Below are 15,908 nucleotides of genomic sequence, written 5' to 3'. Positions count from 1 at the left end.
TGGCCTTTGTCGGCTGTACAGTTTTTTATTAAAGACGAAACACATTGATGCTGATCATATGTTTTGTCACAGGGTGAAAATATACTTCAGCTCGCACGGAAAATGTTTCGTCATTCTGGCTGACGGTCACCCGAAAAACATCCTTTGTCTGCTGGTCATTCACCTCGGTCCGCCCCATATAGGCGTAATCGGAAAAAGAAGCCCCTTTATATTCATCTTGAATTTTACTCCAAGCGAGCTGTTCCCACTTTTGAACAGACTCGTTCATGTTTTCTGAATGCCCTTTTGCAGCCATTGATACGAGGATTAGTCCGCAAAAAAGAAGCGCAATCGTATACGGCAGAGATTTCATGTGTTCAGTCTCCTGTACCCAGATTATTTTCCTCTTAGGTTTTCCAAAACCGCTTTCTTCATTCAGACATTTTCATTTTATGTCTCCCTCATATTGCTACCCCAGTTCTGACGCAGACACCAAGTTTTGCACCGTCAATAACAGCTGATACGGCATAAACTAATCCTGAACTTCTCACACAGGAAAGGAGAAGCGGTTGACATGGATTATGCTGATTATGACAAAGCACTGTATTACACCCATCGTTCCCAGTGGGATAACTTATTAATTTTAATGGTGCGGACAGAGGATGATTTGTTATCAAAACGAATTGAGCACTTTTTGCATGCATACCATTTTGAACAGGATTATGCTGTATTAGAAAAGGTGCTGTATTCTCTTCTCCGCTATATTGACCATGCCACTGAGCTGACATATGAGGATCAATTAACGCTTCTCACATAAAACAAACCCCGGGGTTAGACGCCGGGGTTTCCTGTATTTGCGAACATGTGCAATTCTTCCATCAGCTCTTTTATGCTGACCGCCATGTGTTCTGTTACTGATGCATTTTCCACATCAATCGTTACCGGATCAAGCACAAGCTGCCTCGGAATGACATTGGCATATAAGCCCCGCATCACGGTTCTCATATTGTTCAGCGCATTGATTCCGCCTTTTCCGCCGCCTGCTGCTGCCAAAAGTGCTACTGGCTTATATTTGAATTGTTCGTTGCTTAAAAAATCCAGTGCATTTTTTAAGGTGCCGCTCATTCCGCTGTGATATTCAGGAGATAGTAATACAATCGCATCCGCTTCGCTGACACGCTGCTTTAGCTCCTGTACCCGCATAAGTTCAGCCTGGTCGGCTTCACCGTTAAATAACGGCAATATAAATTCGCTTAAATCAATCAAATCCGTGTGATACAGAGATGATATAAAGGCTGCCGCAACTCTTGTCCTGCCATGTTTTCTCGGCGAGCCGCTCATGACTAATATGTTCATTTGGTGATCTCTCCATTCAGGTTGTATTTCACTGCAAATAGCGCTGCTTGTGTGCGGTCCGCCAGCTCAAGCTTTGCTAAAAGATTAGACACATGAGTTTTTACTGTTTTTTCTGAAATAAACAACGATGCCGCGATTTCTTTATTGCTTTTTCCGCAAGCAATTTCATTTAGCACATCTCTTTCCCGCCGGGTTAATTGATAATATTTTTCTTTTTCCGGTTCACTCTGTTTTTTCATATGTGTCAGCACATGGGGCATAATAGCTGAAGATAGCATGTATTCACCTGAATAGACCTGTCTCAATGTTTTCACCAATTCCTCCGGCTCTGTATCCTTCAGCTGATACGCCTTCGCTCCTGCCTGAAGCGCAGGGATGACATGCTCCTGGTCAGAGTAGCTCGTCAGTATGATGATATGCACGCCGGGAAATTGCTGTACTGCTTTTTTTGTTGCCATTATTCCATCCATTTCCGGCATCGACAGATCCATCAGCACGAGATCCGGCTTTGTTTCTTCAATGACACGGAGGGCCTCAATTCCGGTTGCCGCTTCTCCGACAACGTCAATGTCGTCCTTGGTGGCAAAGAAAAAACGAAGCCCCTTCCGGACAACATGGTGATCATCCGCAATGACAATTCTCATCGCACTGTCCTTCCTTTCTGATTGGTAAGCGGAAGCCTGACGGACAGCTTCGTGCCCGCTCCAAGTTCTGATTCAATGGAAAATTCCGCGCCGGCTTTTTCTGCCCGTTCTTTCATTCCTTTGATGCCAAGTGAAGGCAGTCCGGCGTGCGCTTCATAACAAAACCCTATCCCATGATCGATAATATCCAGTTCTGCATAGGACGAAGAAGAAGCCATTCTGACATATGCCGTATCAGTCCCGGCATGCTTTTTGCAATTATTGAGGGCTTCCTGCGCGACACGCCACAGCATATGCTCCTCTTCATCACGAAGGACCGGACATCCGTTTTGTGTAAAGACGACATTCAATCCGATCAGTGTGCCGTAGCTTTTAATGGCTTCAGCCAGCCCTTTTTCTAATCCTCCGGGGCGAAGCTGCCAGATTAAGGACTTCATTTCAGCCAGAGCATCCTGCGATAAAGTTTGAATAAAATCAATCATTTGCTGCAGGGTCTCGTCCTGTGTTAATGTCTTTGCCGCTTTGGCAGTTAAACTGACGGAAAACAGCATCTGGTTGACTGAATCATGCAGCTCCTGAGCGAGACGGTTCCGCTCCATTAAAAGAGCGTTTTTTTGTTTGTATTCAGCAAGCCTCATCCGCTGTATTGCCGTTCCGATCTGAAAAGCAACGGCCTCCAGCAAATGAAGCTCCTCCTCATCAAAAAGTGTTTTTCCGGCCGCCGCCACATTTAATAAACCAAACCGTCTGTCTCCATCTTCTAAGGGAACGGTCGCATGATGGGTAATCCCTTCTGTGTCAAAACAATGCAGCTCTTCAGCTGATTCTATGCGTTTACAGTTCATAATATTGGCTGCTTTTCTAAGTCCGCCGTTATTGAATTTCGTCAGGCAATAGCACTCCCCTTCACACATCAGCACTTTTTCCCTGCGGCTTAAAGCAGGCGGCAGGTATGCGTCTGCGGCTAACGTATAGGAACCGTCCTCATCAATGAGAAAGATCCATCCAGACTGAAGATTCGTTAAGCTCAGCAATTCTTTTAAAACTTCATTCAGCGTTGCTTTGACATCGTGTCCTTGATTTAAAGTCTCCGCAATGGTTTTCAGCGTTCTTAATTTTTCCATCCTCGGTTTGGTCACGTCTCTCACTCCGGCTATGGTTATTATCTAAGATTATACCAGTTTTTTGAATATTGTTACTTCGCATGACGGATGATTTTCTTTCAGACTTTTGGATGAGAATAGAAAAAAGCTGGATCACACTGCATGATCCAGCTTCTTTTGAATTATGTTGCTGTTGCTTCGACAATTTCGTCAACTGTCTTCATGACATCGTCAGAAAGAGCGGCAAGGCGCTGTTCACTGTCTTGTAGAGATGTTCCTTTTACAGCGAAATAAAATTTGACCTTCGGCTCAGTACCAGAAGGACGGAGGCAGAACCAAGATCCGTCTTCCAGGAAGTATTTCAGCACATTTGATTTTGGCAGGTCGATGGCTTCTTCTTTATTTTCCGTCAGAACCATCCGTTTGCTTACAGCGTAATCCTCAGCTGTTACAACCTGTTTACCGGCCATTGTTTTCGGCGGATTTTGTCTGAAGGAAGCAAGAATCGCTTCAATCTGCTCCGCTCCCTGTTTTCCTTTCAATGTCAGTGATTTCAGTCCTTCACGATAAAAACCATATTCTTTGAAGATATTCATTAACGCTACATATAATGACGTTCCTTGTTTCTTATAAAACGCGCAAACCTCAACTGCCAAAAGCGCTGCCTGAATGGCATCCTTGTCGCGGGCGAAATCACCGATTAAATAACCATAGCTTTCTTCATAGCCGAATTGGAAGGTGTACTGGCCTGAGGCTTCGTATTCTTTAATCTTTTCACCGATAAACTTAAAGCCTGTCAGTGTATCAATCGTATCGAGTCCGAATGAAGATGCGACATCGCGTCCGATTTCACTTGTTACGATTGTTTTGAGAACGACGCCATTCTCAGGCAGGATTCCTTGTTTTTTCTTTTCAGAAAGCAAATAATGAAGCAGCAGCGCGCCGGTTTGGTTTCCTGTCAGCACTGTATATTCGCCTTCATCATTTTTCACCGCAATGCCAAGGCGGTCCGCATCTGGATCTGTTGCGATAAGAATATCTGCATTTTGTTCTTCGCCAAGCTTAATAGCGTATTCAAATGCAGCATGCTCTTCCGGGTTCGGAGATGTTACAGTTGAAAAGTCCGGATCTGGCCGTTCCTGTTCCTTCACAACCGTGACATTTTGATAACCAAGAGCTTCGAGTCCGCGTCTGACCGGTTTGTTTGCGGTTCCATGCAGCGGAGTGAAAACCACTTTCACATCCACTTCTCCGGATAACTCAGGATGAACCGAAATAGACGTCAGTTTTTCAGTATAGACCTTATCAATTTCTTCACCGATGATCTTGATTAAGCCTTTTTCTTTTAGCGCTTCTTCATCGTCAACTGTAATTGTCAGCTCATTTTCGATGGCGTTTACCTGCTCAATGACGATGTCTGCTTCCCGCGGAGGAAGCTGGCCGCCGTCATCACCGTACACTTTGTACCCATTGTATTCAGGCGGGTTATGGCTCGCCGTCACAACAATTCCGCCATAAGCGTTCAATTGTCTGACAGCGAATGACAACTCTGGCGTTGGGCGAAGCTCATCAAACACGTACGTTTGGATGCCTTGTGTAGCAAGTGTTTTTGCCGCTTCCATCGCAAACTCCGGTGATTTATGGCGGGAATCATACGCAATGACAACGCCCCGTTTTTTTGCTTCCTCACCCTGCTGCAAGATGTATGCCGCGAATCCCGCTGATGCCTTGCGCACCGTGTAAATATTCATCCGATTCGTACCGGCGCCAATTTCTCCACGCATCCCCCCAGTTCCGAATTCAAGGTTTTTATAGAAGCAGTCCTCAAGAGCCTGATCATTTCCCTCTAATTCAGTGAGGAGCTTTTTTAATTCAGGATCTAAATTTTCTGTCTGTTTCCAACGTTCATAGCTCTTTCTCCAAGTCATAATTCGTCCTCCTATGTATCAGCCATATGCCATTATTTTAATATGAAGAGAGCGCCTCTGTCACTTGATATCTTGAGATCCGGCGCTTTCTGGCTCATAAAAGAAAAAACGGGCTGCAGAAGCCCGTTTTTTTATTGCTCGATCGGCACAACCGCATCGTGTAATAGCTTGTTGAGGTTTTCTGTATGTTTGTTTTGCGTCTGCTCATCCCACTGGAATCGCTCGCTCATAAAATCAATAACGGCGTCTTTATATGTTTTTACCCAATTAATATCAAAAAATAAACGTCCCGTTCTGCGGACAAAGAAGTCAGCAGGCGTTGCAGTCAATTCTTCTTCAATGCTGTATTCCGCTTCGGCAAGGATATGAACCGGTATATTTCGCTTCACCGCCTCGTCTTTCAACGCCTCGACTCGATTAAAGACACGCTCTACGTTGGAGCCGTATCTGATAGCCAGCTGTTTCGCATCTTTTTCTGATAAGCCGGCCGCAATGCCTTCTTTCGTTTTCGCTGTCACAAAGGATGCAAGGTTTTTAGATCCTCCGACATGCCCGCCTGAAATCGGCATGTTTTTTGTTTTGCATGGGCCGAAGTCCTTTTCGCCTTCCTCTTTTAACCGATCACGAACAAGATCGACAATGTGCTCCGCCATTTTTCTGTACCCGGTCAGCTTACCGCCGGCAATAGTGATCAAGCCTGAATCTGACGTCCAAATTTCATCTTTGCGTGAAATCTCGGAAGGATCCTTTCCTTCTTCATGAATGAGCGGACGCAGGCCAGCCCAGCTTGATTCGATATCATCCGCTTTAATATTCAGTTCCGGGAACATGTAATTAATTGAATTGATGACGTAATCACGATCCTCAGTTGTCATGCGCGGGTGCTCCAGCGCCTCTTTGTAAACGGTATCGGTTGTGCCGACGTATGTTTTGCCTTCACGAGGAATAGCAAACACCATGCGGCCGTCCGGTGTATCGAAATATACCGCCTGTTTCAGAGGGAAGACAGATTGGTCAAATACAAGGTGAATACCTTTTGTATGCTGAAGGTGCTTTCCGTTTTTAGAATGGTCTTTTTCTCTAAGCTGGTCTACCCAAGGGCCTGTCGCATTGACGATTTTTTTCGCATATACTTTATATTCTTTTTTGGTCAAAACGTCTTCAATTAATACACCGACTGCTTTGCCTTTTTCATAAAGGAGTTCTTTCACTTTGGAATAATTCACAGGCTCTGCCCCGAATTTGACCGCTTCCTTCATGACTTCGATTGTCAGTCTCGCATCGTCAGTGCGGTATTCAACATAGTAGCCGCCGCCTTTTAAGCCGTCTTTTTTCACCAAAGGCTCTTTTTGCAGCGTTTCTTTTGCTGAAAGCATACTTCTGCGTTCTGATTTTTTTACGCCGGCTAAGAAGTCATAAACCCTTAAACCGATAGAGGTTGTGAAAGAACCGAATGTGCCGCCTTTATGAAACGGAAGCAGCATCCATTCCGGTGTGGTGACGTGCGGGCCGTTTTCATAGACAATTGCCCGCTCTTTCCCTACCTCAGCGACCATTTTCACTTCAAATTGTTTTAAATAGCGCAAGCCGCCATGAACCAATTTTGTTGATCTGCTTGATGTTCCAGCCGCGAAATCCTGCATTTCGCTGAGTGCGACCTTCATTCCCCTTGATGCCGCGTCAAGAGCCGTACCTGCTCCTGTAATTCCTCCTCCGATAATAAATAGATCATATGTTTTTTTCGTCATGTCTGTCAGCATGCGATCCCGCTCAAGACTTGAAAATTGATTTTTCATTATTACGTTTCCTCCTTGTTGTCACGGTAAATAGAAAAAGAGACCACAACAGCCAAAGTGCATGTTCACACTTTGGTGCTGTGGTCTCTCCTCATCTCAGGACCGTTCTTATTAACTTGTCACCATTATAACATACTCTTATCTTATTTAAAAGCCATAGCTGCTTTAACGGCTTTTTGCCAGCCTGTATACAGCTCATTTCGTTTTTCTTCTTCCAATTTAGGTTCATAACGCTTATCCAGTTTCCACTGGTTGATAATTTCAGAACGATCCTTCCAGAATCCCACAGCGATACCTGCCAAATATGCCGCGCCAAGCGCAGTTGTTTCATTGATTTCCGGTCGTTCCACAGGCACATCCAAAATATCCCCTTGAAACTGCATCAAAAAGTTATTTTTAACAACGCCGCCATCCACACGAAGCGTTTTCAATGAAATCTTAGAATCCGCTTCCATTGCATCAAGCACATCTTTCGTCTGATAAGCCAATGACTCCAGCGTGGCACGGATAAAATGTTCTTTTGTTGTGCCTCTTGTCAGGCCGAAAACAGACCCGCGCACATCGCTGTCCCAGTAAGGCGTTCCCAAGCCGACAAAGGCCGGAACGACATATACGCCGTCAGTTGAATCAACCTTTTCCGCGTATGATTCGCTAAGCGAAGAGTCTTGGAACATTCTCATTCCGTCTCTAAGCCATTGGATGGCTGAGCCTGCGACAAAAATACTTCCTTCTAAAGCATATTCAACTTTACCGTCAATGCCCCAGGCGATCGTTGTCAGCAGCCCGTGTTCCGACTTAATTGCTTTTTCCCCTGTATTCATCAGCATGAAACATCCTGTACCGTATGTGTTTTTCCCCATGCCTGCTTCAAAGCACGCCTGGCCGAACAGCGCGGACTGCTGATCGCCTGCCGCTCCCGCAATCGGAATATTTTTTCCGAAGAAGTGATAATCAACTGTCTCCGCATACACATGAGAGGACGGTTTGACTTCAGGAAGCATTGATTTCGGCACGCCTAAAATCTCAAGCAGCTCATCGTCCCATTTCAAATCGTAAATATTAAACATCAGCGTTCTTGAGGCATTGGAATAATCCGTCACGTGCGCTTTTCCGCCTGACATTTTCCAAATGAGCCATGTATCAATCGTTCCAAACAAGAGCTCGCCTTTTTCCGCTTTTTCTCTGGCGCCTTCCACATTGTCTAAAATCCATTTCACCTTCGTGCCAGAAAAATATGGATCTATCAAAAGACCTGTTTTATCTCTGAAGGTATCATTATATCCTTTTTCACGAAGCTCCTCGCAGATTCCAGCCGTCTGTCGTGACTGCCAAACGATCGCATTATACACAGGCTTTCCTGTATCCTTATCCCAAACAACCGCTGTTTCCCTTTGGTTGGTAATGCCGATTCCGGCAATTTGAGAGGCGCTGATTCCCGATTCTGAAATGACTGATGCGATAACAGCAAGGACAGAGCCCCAAATTTCATTTGCATTATGCTCAACCCATCCTGGATGCGGGAAGTATTGTGTAAATTCCTTTTGAGCAGAGTGAACGATCTTGCCTTCTTTATCAAACAGAATCGCTCTTGAACTTGTTGTCCCTTGATCTAAGGATAAAATGTAAGTTTCCATAAGATGTCTCCCCTTTGCCTAAATATATTTTGAATTTGATAGTGTTTTAGCTGCATGTTTTTTCGTATAGCCATAGAGTCCTAACAATACCACAACTAATACAACGCTTACAATCCAGAAACTGCTCGTGATCTGCCCCCGAAACGCGGCGTTGTAAAATACACCGCCGAATGATCCGCCCAAAATCGGGCCGGCAACAGGAACCCATGCGTACTTCCAGTTTGATGATCCTTTCCCCGGAATCGGCAGAAGTGCGTGGGCAATCCGCGGACCTAAGTCGCGGGCGGGATTAATTGCATATCCCGTAGTTCCTCCAAGAGAAATACCGATAGCAACAATGAGAAAACCGACGATTAAAGGGTTAAGTCCCTCTGTAAACTCATTTGCCCCAATCGCCAAAATTCCAAGCACAAGGACAAATGTCCCAATAACCTCACTTAAAACGTTTGCAAACGTATGCGGAATGCTGGGTCCGGTTGAGAAAACACCCAGCTTGGCAGCGGGATCATCGGTAGACTTCCAATGCGGCAGGTAATGAAGGTAAACAACCACCGCACCGATCATTGCTCCGATCATCTGCGCCGCAATGTATACCGGAACCTCTTTCCACGGAAAATCACCAATAAAAGCAAATGCTATTGTTAACGCGGGATTGAGATGGGCGCCGCTGATGCCGCCGACCGCATAAGCGGCCATTGCAACACCCAATCCCCATCCAAATACAATAACAATCCAGCCAGATTGATATGAAAGCGATTTCTTTAAATTAACTCCTGCACAAACACCTGCGCCAAAAATAACAAGCAGCATCGTACCGATTAGTTCTCCCCAAAATGCTGTCATAGATAATTCCTCCTAAGGTTGCGATTAAGAAGTATGATAGGGAATAAAAAAACCACAACAAACCGCTTTACGGGTGTATAACCTTTACCGTAAAGAGCTGCTGTGGTCTCCGGATTCTCCATCACATTGTATTAACCTAGTGCAATTGTATCAGTGGATGAAAGCGGTGTCAATCACTTTCTGTCAAAAAGTTTTCATATTTTTTCCACAATTTGGTGTTAGATGTTGTGACAGCAACGGCACCAGCTTTCAGGGCCTGTTCTACATCCTGTTCTGTGCGGATGAAACCTCCCGCAAAAATAGGGATACCTGTTTTCTCTTTAATTTCCTGAATAAGTGACGGCACGATGCCCGGCAGCACTTCAATGAAGTCAGGCTTATGCTTGCCGACAAACTCCATGCTTTTTTCCATTGCGCTTGTATCAAGCAGAAACAAACGCTGAATCGCATAAATTTTTTTCTGCTTCGCTTTTGCAATCACGTTTGATCTAGTTGAGATGATCCCCGCCGGCTTTATATCCTGGCAGATAAATTCCGCTCCGTATTCATCATGTTTGATCCCTTGAATTAAATCAACATGGACCATCATCTTCTTCCCGTGCTTTTGCGCCTCTCTGATCACACCCTTTAATTGTCCGAGATGAATATCAAGTATCACGCCGTATGAAAACGAACTGTTTAAAAACTCATCAAATTGCTTCATATTACGAATAGCCGGTAAAATAGGCTGGTTGTGAAAACTCATAGTGTGCTCCTTTAACAAATCACTTTTGTATCAAATCGTAAGTATGCTTTCCTTCACTGTTTTTACGATAAATGCAAGGTCCTCTTCTGTCAGACAAAATGGCGGGGCGAGCTGAATGACATTGTTGAATCCGGCGACTGTATCGCCGTTTTTGCCGATGATCAGCCCTTTCTCTTTGCATGCCGCTACCACTTGGTTCACTTGGTCAGCGCCAGCCGGCTCTTTAGTCAGTTTATTTTTGACAAGCTCGATTCCGACCAACAGCCCTTTTCCCCTTACATCCCCTACTGCAGGGTGTTCTCTCAATGACTGAAGCTCACCTAAAAGCTCTGCTCCGAGATCGCGGGATCGCTGAATCAGCTGTTCGTCCTCCATAATTTGCAGGTTTTTCAAAGCCAATGCGCAGGCTGCCGGGCTGCCGCCGAATGTGTTGACGTGGCGGAAACGGTCATAGGGAGCTTCTCCTTGGTAGGCTTCAAAAATTTCCCGCTTAACCGCGGTCGCTGACAATGGCAGATACGCGCTTGTAATTCCTTTCGCCATTGTAACGATATCGGGCTTCACGCCGTAGTGCATAAATCCGAACGGCTTGCCAGTCCGCCCAAATCCGCAGATGACTTCGTCACAAATCAGCAGGGCGCCGTGACGGCGGCAGATTTCCTCCACTTTCTTCATATATCCGTCCGGCGGCATTAAAATGCCTCCGCCTGTAATAATGGGCTCCATAATGACACCGGCAATCGTTTCGCTTAATTCCCATGTCATGATACGGTCAATTTCATTTGCGCTCTCTAGCGTATTGGCGTCTTCAGGATTTCGGTAGACATCAGGCGGGGCGGCGTGCAGGAATCCTTGGCTTAACGGTTCATATTTATATTTCCGCTGTGCCTGACCGGTGGCAGAGAGCGCTCCCAACGTATTGCCATGATAGGCTCTATATCTAGAGATGAATTTATAACGGCTGTGGTCGCCGTTTTCCAGATGGTACTGGCGAGCGATCTTAAAAGCGGTTTCATTCGCTTCCGATCCGCTGTTGGAAAAGAAAATCACATAATCGCCGCCAAGCCACTCATTCAGCTTTTCCGCCAATTGAATCGCAGGTGCGTGACTTTGCGTTAACGGGTAATACGGCAATTCCTTTAATTGTTCATAGGCAGCCTCCGCAAGCTCTTTTCTGCCGTAACCAATATTAACGCACCATAAACCGGACATCGCATCAAGATAGCGGCGTCCGTCTATATCAGTCACCCAGGCTCCTTCCGCCTTTTGGGCAATCAGACTGTCCGCTTGATGCGCTCCCTTCATAGCATGCCACACGAATTGCTCATCCTTTTGCTTTAATCCCTGATTTTGCTGAATGTTTTCCATCCCCATCATCTCCATTTCATTAGCGTTCAATAAATTGAAACAGACCTTCTCTTATGTGATGTCTAGGTGATGATTTCCCTGACTTCAATATAAAGCCAGACGACAAAGGAGTCAATAAACCGCCGGGTAATTAAAACATCCTCTTTCATCAAGAAGAAAGAGGATGCAGCATCCAAAGCAGGACCGGCAAAGTGACTATGCTCAGCATTGTGCTGACAAAAGTGGCACTGGAAACGACCTCAGGCCTTGTATTAAACTGAACGGCCATTAAGGTTGTATTGGCAGCGGTCGGCATGGCCGCTACGAGAATCATAATTTGCTTCGTCATGTCATCCACAGGCAAAATCAATGTGAAACCCAGCGCAATGAACGGAGATACCATCAGCTTCAGCAGCAGAGAATAAGAAATTTTTCTGTATTCAATATTCCTGAAAGAGATCAACGCAAGCTGCATGCCAAGAATAATCATGATCGTCGGTACCGTAGCATTTCCGACCAGTTCAATGCCTGTCATTAACTCTTTGGGAATTGAAATATGCATAAGCTGAAGTATTGTTCCTAAAAGTGCTCCGTACACTACAGGCATACGGATAACCCGAGTCATCACCGTTTTACATCCGCCTTCCTCCGAACCGCCCTTTGCAGCGTAATACATGCCGATGGTACTCATAATTAACTGCTGCAAGACCATTAACACAACAGCTGTATCCAGCCCCGCCGTTCCAAACACAAGCAGTACGACAGGCGTGCCGTAATTGCCGTTATTCATAAAGGCTGATGAGAGAATCATGGCACAACGATCTTGGTTCGAATACTTATGAAAAAAGGATAAAAAGGAGACCAACAGCACAAGAACCAAGCATAGACCCAGCACAAAAATAGACAGATACACATAGTCCATCGTCAGCTTGTTTGAATAAAACGTATCAAAAGCCAAAAAAGGAGACATTAAATATAAGGACATTTTGGACAGTGTCTGTATATCAAAACCGAGTGTTTTCTGTCCGATATAACCAATTGCGAAGATTCCGAAAACAGGAACTAAAACAAGCAAAAACTCCATAAGGCACCTTCTTTTCCGATGTACACATATTTATTTCTATTGTAGAGAAAGCGCGGCAGCGTTTCAATTCCGCTTTTTTAAAAAAAGCCCGCCAATTCAGGCGGGCCTTCTCATTATTTCTTATAGTGTATGTGATATATATCACGGCGTCTGTCTTTGAGCTGGCGCACCGTTCCGTTTTGGCGCTGTCTTCTGAGAATTTCTAAGTCAACATCGCCAATGACGACCATTTCAATATTCGGGTTGGTTTCCCCAACGATGCCGTCTCTTGCGAATTCAAAATCAGAAGGGGCAAAGATGCCGGACTGAGCATATTGGATATCCATATTTTCCGTTTGCGGCAGGTTTCCAACCGTTCCGGAAATGACGGTATAAATTTGATTTTCGACCGCTCTTGCCTGTGAACAGTATCTGACACGCAAGTAGCCTTGACGGTCTTCCGTACAAAATGGCGTAAAAATAATTTTGGCGCCTTTATCGGCCGCAATGCGGGCAAGCTCAGGAAATTCAATGTCATAGCAAATTTGGATCGCAATTTTTCCGCAGTCCGTATCAAACACACGCACCTGGTCGCCCGCACTGATTCCCCACCATTTCCGTTCATTCGGCGTAATATGAAGTTTATATTGCTTCTCAATTGTTCCATCGCGTCTGAACAGGTAGGCGATATTATAAATTTTCCCTTCCTCTTCTACGAAATGAGATCCGCCGATGATGTTGACATTATATTTAACTGCCAAGTCTGTAAACAGACTGATGTAATCCTCAGTATACTCAGTAATTCTCTGTACCGCCAAGCTTGGTGAACGTTCCTCAAGGAAGGACATCAGCTGGGTTGTGAAAATTTCCGGGAACACTGCAAAATCGGATCTCGCGTCAGACGCAACATCGACATAGTACTCTACTTGATTCGCAAATTCCTCGAAGGAATAGATTTTTTTCATTTCGTATTGGATGACACAAATTCTTACAGGGAAGGCCGATTTATAATAACGCTTTGTCTGCTGCGGCAGATAATCGACATTATTCCATTCCATCAGCGTCGCATATTTGATTGAAGCTGTATCATCCGGGAGATAATCCGGGTTAATCCGCATCAGGGTAAAACCGTTCATCAGCTGAAACGAAAGGACCGGATCGTAAATTTGATGGCGTGTTACCTGTTCAACATACTCTCTCGCCGTCATTTCATCAGCATATTTATGATAGTTCGGTATTCGTCCGCCTATGATGATGCTTTTCAGATTTAAGCGTCTTGCCAAATCCTTTCTTGCCTCATACAAACGATGGCCGATTTTCATCCGTCTGTAATCAGGATGCACCATGACCTCGATCCCGTACATGTTTAAGCCATCCGGATTGTGATTGGTGATGTATCCGTCATCTGTAATGTCCTGCCACGTATGGCGGTCATCATATTCATCAAAGTTAATTAAGAGGCTTGAGCACGAACCGATGATTTCACCTTCGAATTCTGCACAAAACTGCCCTTCGGGAAAATGCTCCAGATGGCTGATTAAATGCTCGCGCTTCCACGGCTCCATGCCTGGAAAGCAGTCCTTTTGAAGGTCGATAATGTTGTCGATATCTTTCTCTTCGATATTACGTATGACCATTTTCTTTTCAAAACGGGTCAAATCTAATTTCTCAGACAATCTACTCGCTCCTTTCTATTTTTGTGCGTTTAGATGATCAAGCAATAGGGTGAGTTCCATCTCCGCCATTGATTCGAGCCTGTGATCATATTCTTCAAACATCAGGGTGCCAGTTACTTGATTCGGAACGATAACACACTTCATCCCCGCTCGCTTGGCAGCAATCGAACCATTGACGGAATCCTCGAATGCGAGACATTCCGACGGCGATACTCCAAGATTCTTTGCCGCTAACAAATACAGCTCGGGATTGGGCTTGACCTCTTCTACATCATCAGCTGTCTGAATCACTTCGAATTCGTCAAACAGGCCCAGTTGCTTCAAATGGCCGGATACCCATTTATAATCTGAGCTGGAAGCCAGACCTACTTTTAAGCCTAAATCCTTTGCCGCATTCAGATACGCTTCAACACCTGGTCTCGCTTTTTCTGTTTCCATGCGTTTTGCAAACCGGTCTCTTCTCAGTTTTGTCAGCTCTTCATGGTTCAGCTTTTTGCCTATCTGCTCTTCTAAGTATTCAAATGGCCGAAATCCCGCCGCTGTTCCGATAACCTTTCCCCATACGGATAGTGGCAGTACTGAGCCATGTTCCTCAAAAATTTCCTGAAGGACTTCATATTCATGCGTTTCTGTATCAAGAATAAGCCCGTCAAAATCAAAAATTAACGCTTTTATCACTGCGTACAACTCCTTTGGCCCGAATTGAGACATATGTATGTATACACTATACCCCGAAACGTCTCTGCTTTCAAAAAGTAAGGGTCTATGTGAAGAAAGAGCCTGCACACTGCAAGCTCTTTCTAATTAATGCAAGTTTTGATGAGAAATGTTTGTCAGCGCTTCTCCAGCAGACTCGTTCGACATCTGATTGACAGCCAGGTCTCCAAGCGCAACGATCCCGACTAGATTGTTTTGATCTACAATAGGAAGGCGGCGGATTTGGTGCTGGGCCATCAGCTGCGACGCGTCTTCCAGACTCATATTAGGGTTTCCTGATACGAGGTCTGTTGACATCACTTCTGAAACGGGTGTCTGGCCATCTCGGCCCTGAGCTGTGGTTCTCAATGCAATGTCACGGTCAGTCAGCATTCCTTTTAAAACACCGTGCTCTACAACGGGAATCGCCCCGACGTTATGCTGTTTCATCAGAGAAGCCGCTTCCTGAATCGTTTGATTCGGAGAAACGGTTGCTACCTGCGTTGTCATTGAATGTTTAACTGAACTCATTGGTCAGCACCCCTTTCAATCATTAGTATGTTCAGACACCGGATGATTAAAAAGGGAGTTGCAGGAAAGGTTTTGTGGTATGATTTCTCTGATGCAAAAAGAGCTTTTCTTGAAACGGAAAAGCTCTTGCTGCGAGATTATATCAGTCTTCTGTGACCGGATAAAGCTTTATTTGTTTTCATTTGAAAATCAGATAAAGCAAACGGGAAATATATTCCGCAATCATTCAGCAACTTGCTGTTTTTATTAAAAATGGCTTGATCACTCAAGTCATCGTGCGGTGAAGGCTTTGTCAGGATAATATGTATCATTTGCAGACAAGCCATAATTTGAAAAGCTTCTTTTAATGTTCCTTGGTAATATTGGTTATTTAAAGACAGAACGCCTTTCTTTTTAAAGCGCTGAATGTCCAGTTCGGAGAAATAAAGAGGAAATACATGATGGAAAAGCTCCATTGACAGTTCCTTGATAAAGCTTTCCTGTTCTTCAGTTGCTGCGTTCATAATTCTCACGTCTATCACCTTTCTTGCCATCGAATATCCAAAGTCTTTCTCAAGAATATCACAG

At 44.8% G+C, this 15,908-nt stretch carries 16 protein-coding genes; 1 reads left to right on the top strand and 15 read right to left on the bottom strand.

Translation table 11 applies throughout. From position 1 onward, the window contains the following. Positions 1 to 28: 28 nt before the first annotated feature. Positions 29 to 352 carry a YqzG/YhdC family protein gene (locus tag NSU16_RS05090; RefSeq protein ID WP_229147617.1) on the bottom strand — a complete coding sequence of 108 codons (324 nt, stop codon included), beginning with the start codon at positions 350 to 352 and terminating at the stop codon, positions 29 to 31. 201 nt (positions 353 to 553) lie between these two features. Here NSU16_RS05090 and NSU16_RS05085 point away from each other — a divergent pair, with 201 nt between their 5' ends. Further along, a complete protein-coding gene (locus NSU16_RS05085; protein ID WP_010333534.1) occupies positions 554 to 796 on the top strand; it encodes a YhdB family protein in 243 nt (80 codons plus the stop codon). 14 nt (positions 797 to 810) lie between these two features. Here NSU16_RS05085 and NSU16_RS05080 read toward each other — a convergent pair whose 3' ends face one another. From NSU16_RS05080 to NSU16_RS05015, 14 genes are all read right to left on the bottom strand, one after another. Beyond that, a complete protein-coding gene (locus tag NSU16_RS05080) occupies positions 811 to 1,335 on the bottom strand; it encodes an NADPH-dependent FMN reductase (RefSeq protein ID WP_268446611.1) in 525 nt (174 codons plus the stop codon). After that, on the bottom strand, positions 1,332 to 1,979 hold the full coding sequence (locus tag NSU16_RS05075) for a response regulator transcription factor (RefSeq protein ID WP_010333532.1): 648 nt from the start codon (positions 1,977 to 1,979) through the stop codon (positions 1,332 to 1,334). Before NSU16_RS05075 ends, NSU16_RS05080 begins: the two co-directional genes overlap by 4 nt. Beyond that, complete coding sequence (locus NSU16_RS05070) at positions 1,976 to 3,118, bottom strand: GAF domain-containing sensor histidine kinase (RefSeq protein ID WP_339192236.1); 1,143 nt, start codon at positions 3,116 to 3,118, stop codon at positions 1,976 to 1,978. The genes NSU16_RS05075 and NSU16_RS05070 overlap by 4 nt, the downstream gene beginning before the upstream one ends. A 146-nt stretch (positions 3,119 to 3,264) precedes the next feature. Then, the gene (locus NSU16_RS05065; protein WP_339192235.1) at positions 3,265 to 5,010 is read right to left on the bottom strand and encodes a phospho-sugar mutase; all 1,746 of its coding nucleotides are present in this window, start codon (positions 5,008 to 5,010) and stop codon (positions 3,265 to 3,267) included. Between the two features lie 131 nt (positions 5,011 to 5,141). Further along, positions 5,142 to 6,809 (bottom strand): glycerol-3-phosphate dehydrogenase, encoded by a 1,668-nt coding sequence (gene glpD / locus NSU16_RS05060; RefSeq protein WP_029441193.1) that lies wholly within the window; start codon positions 6,807 to 6,809, stop codon positions 5,142 to 5,144. Between the two features lie 140 nt (positions 6,810 to 6,949). Then, positions 6,950 to 8,440 (bottom strand): glycerol kinase GlpK, encoded by a 1,491-nt coding sequence (gene glpK, locus NSU16_RS05055; RefSeq protein WP_010333529.1) that lies wholly within the window; start codon positions 8,438 to 8,440, stop codon positions 6,950 to 6,952. An 18-nt stretch (positions 8,441 to 8,458) separates the two neighbouring features. Continuing rightward, the gene (locus NSU16_RS05050) at positions 8,459 to 9,283 is read right to left on the bottom strand and encodes an MIP/aquaporin family protein (RefSeq protein ID WP_010333528.1); all 825 of its coding nucleotides are present in this window, start codon (positions 9,281 to 9,283) and stop codon (positions 8,459 to 8,461) included. A 169-nt stretch (positions 9,284 to 9,452) separates the two neighbouring features. Beyond that, positions 9,453 to 10,028, bottom strand: coding sequence for a glycerol uptake operon antiterminator GlpP (gene glpP, locus NSU16_RS05045; RefSeq protein WP_029441192.1), 576 nt, complete (start codon positions 10,026 to 10,028; stop codon positions 9,453 to 9,455). A gap of 30 nt (positions 10,029 to 10,058) precedes the next feature. After that, positions 10,059 to 11,411, bottom strand: a complete 1,353-nt coding sequence (locus tag NSU16_RS05040) for an aspartate aminotransferase family protein (RefSeq protein WP_339192647.1) — start codon at positions 11,409 to 11,411, stop codon at positions 10,059 to 10,061. Positions 11,412 to 11,544: 133 nt separating this feature from the next. Beyond that, positions 11,545 to 12,459, bottom strand: coding sequence for an AEC family transporter (locus tag NSU16_RS05035; RefSeq protein ID WP_339192234.1), 915 nt, complete (start codon positions 12,457 to 12,459; stop codon positions 11,545 to 11,547). A gap of 113 nt (positions 12,460 to 12,572) precedes the next feature. Next, complete coding sequence (locus NSU16_RS05030) at positions 12,573 to 14,114, bottom strand: bifunctional GNAT family N-acetyltransferase/carbon-nitrogen hydrolase family protein (protein WP_024120710.1); 1,542 nt, start codon at positions 14,112 to 14,114, stop codon at positions 12,573 to 12,575. A 15-nt stretch (positions 14,115 to 14,129) separates the two neighbouring features. After that, positions 14,130 to 14,792 (bottom strand): HAD family hydrolase, encoded by a 663-nt coding sequence (locus NSU16_RS05025; protein ID WP_010333524.1) that lies wholly within the window; start codon positions 14,790 to 14,792, stop codon positions 14,130 to 14,132. A 126-nt stretch (positions 14,793 to 14,918) separates the two neighbouring features. Then, positions 14,919 to 15,341, bottom strand: a complete 423-nt coding sequence (locus NSU16_RS05020; protein WP_229147610.1) for a CBS domain-containing protein — start codon at positions 15,339 to 15,341, stop codon at positions 14,919 to 14,921. A gap of 137 nt (positions 15,342 to 15,478) precedes the next feature. Continuing rightward, the gene (locus NSU16_RS05015) at positions 15,479 to 15,874 is read right to left on the bottom strand and encodes a YhcU family protein (protein WP_339180488.1); all 396 of its coding nucleotides are present in this window, start codon (positions 15,872 to 15,874) and stop codon (positions 15,479 to 15,481) included. Positions 15,875 to 15,908 lie beyond the last annotated feature (34 nt).

The sequence above is a fragment of the Bacillus sp. FSL K6-1003 genome, assembly GCF_037964945.1.
Lineage (GTDB): Bacteria > Bacillota > Bacilli > Bacillales > Bacillaceae > Bacillus > Bacillus mojavensis.
This window is presented reverse-complemented; position numbering and strand designations above follow the sequence as displayed.